The 1,661-nt window shown below is 75.1% G+C and carries 4 protein-coding genes; all 4 read right to left on the minus strand.

What is annotated here, in order from left to right:
• A partial coding sequence (locus AC2W7G_RS15640) for a hypothetical protein (protein ID WP_485869250.1) occupies positions 1 to 188 on the minus strand: 188 nt, incomplete at its 3' end.
• On the minus strand, positions 188 to 313 hold the full coding sequence (locus tag AC2W7G_RS15645; RefSeq protein ID WP_485869251.1) for a hypothetical protein: 126 nt from the start codon (positions 311 to 313) through the stop codon (positions 188 to 190). The genes AC2W7G_RS15640 and AC2W7G_RS15645, both read right to left, overlap by 1 nt.
• Positions 314 to 330: 17 nt before the next feature.
• Positions 331 to 1,149, minus strand: a complete 819-nt coding sequence (locus AC2W7G_RS15650) for an ECF transporter S component (RefSeq protein ID WP_485869252.1) — start codon at positions 1,147 to 1,149, stop codon at positions 331 to 333.
• On the minus strand, positions 1,146 to 1,661 hold a 516-nt coding region (locus tag AC2W7G_RS15655), incomplete at its 5' end, for an AAA family ATPase (protein WP_485869253.1). The genes AC2W7G_RS15655 and AC2W7G_RS15650, both read right to left, overlap by 4 nt.

Here is a 1,661-nt window from a genome sequence, read left to right on the forward strand (position 1 = left end):
GACGACGCTGCCGGCGAGCGCAGCGGCACCGATCCCGCCCAGGGCGACCTGCTGGCGGTCGACAGCGAGCCCGCCTCCTCCTCGGTCGTCTCCTCGGTCGGCTCGTCCGCGACGGGGCAGGGCTCCTGCGCGGCCTGCTGCTGGGCGGTGCGCCACTCGGCGAGCGAGACCAGGGCCAGCCCGGTCATCAGCCCGCCCTTGAGCCAGGCCGGGCCCGGCGCGACCGGACGACGTCCGGGCTGGCGTAGTAGGCGGTCGTCCCGGCGAAGGTGAGCGCGGCGGAGACGGGGCGGGTCAGCGTGGGAGCAGCCATGCCCCCATCGTCCCAGGTCAGCGGCCCACGGAGGCGGCGTACGTGGCGCGCCGGGCCGCTCGGCGCAGCGTCGTCAGCACCGCCGGACCGAGCACCACGGTGGCGATCGCGGTCGTGATCGCCCGCCCGGTGTCCCAGCCGCCGGTGGACGTCAGCAGCGTGTAGACGAGGAAGCGGTGCAGGTTCTCCAGCAGCGGGTCGCCGGGCACCACCGACAGCGAGCCCTCGTGGCCGGGCACCTGGATGCCCAGCAGGTACGGCCAGCTCGTGAGGTTCATCAGCAGCCCGTACGCGTACGAGGCGACGACGCCGTAGACGACCAGCATGGCGATCTCGGCCCGGCCCGACACGCGACGCGGCAGCAGCCCGGCGAGCAGGCCGACCCAGCCGGCGCACAGCATCTGGAACGGCAGCCACGGCCCCACCCCGGACGTGAGCAGGGCCGAGGCGAACATGGACGTGCCGCCGAGCAGGAAGCCGAAGCCCGGACCGAACACCCGTCCGCCGAGCACGAGCAGGAAGAACACCAGCTCCAGCCCGGCCACCCCCGCGCTGAGCGCCCGCAGGGCCGCGTTCACGGCCGTCAGCACGCCGAGCATCGCCAGCACCTTGGAGTCCATGCCGCCCTCGGACAGCTCCGCCGCGACCACCACGACGAGCAGCGGCAGCAGCACGAGGAAGACGTAGGGCGGGTCGGTGCGCGAGCCGGCCCCGTCCGGCTCGACCTGCAGCAGGAGCGGCCAGACGAACAGCAGCAGCCCGACCACCGAGGCCACCGTCAGGACGAGCGCCGACCGGCGCCCGACCCGCACGGCAACCTCGCTGCGCTCGGTCACGGGACGACCTCCCCCAGGGCGTCGCGGACCTGCGGCACGGTGAGCCAGCCGCGGCCGAGCACCTTGGAGACCTGCGGGGAGAACGCCGGGGACTCGGCCAGCACCTCGAGGACGGCGCCCTCGGAGACGATCTCGCCCTCGGCCATGACCGCGGCCCGGTCGGCGACCTCGGCGACGAACTCGACGTCGTGGGTGGCGACGAGGATGCCGTGCCCGGCGCGGGCCAGGTCGTGCAGGATGCCGGCGAGCGCGTCCTTGGCCGCGTAGTCCAGGCCGCGGGTGGGCTCGTCGAGCTCGAGCACGCGCGGCCGCGCGGTCAGCGCGATGGCCAGGACGAGCGAGAGCCGCTGCCCCTCCGACAGGTCGCGCGGGTGCACGTCGGGGTCGATGCCCGGGGCGACGCCGCTCGAGCAGCCCGCGGCCAGGTGCCGGGCTCGGCGTGGGCCTGGGCGTCGGCCGCCGCGCACTCCTCGGCGACGGTCTCCAGGTACAGCAGGTCGGCCGCGGTCTGC

The organism is Aeromicrobium sp. PFPM2_SD2 (assembly GCF_057364525.1).

Bases quoted from the DNA above. Each gene is read 5' to 3' on its own strand.
- AC2W7G_RS15645 (WP_485869251.1), bottom strand. From the start codon at position 313: ATGGCTGCTCCCACGCTGACCCGCCCCGTCTCCGCCGCGCTCACCTTC.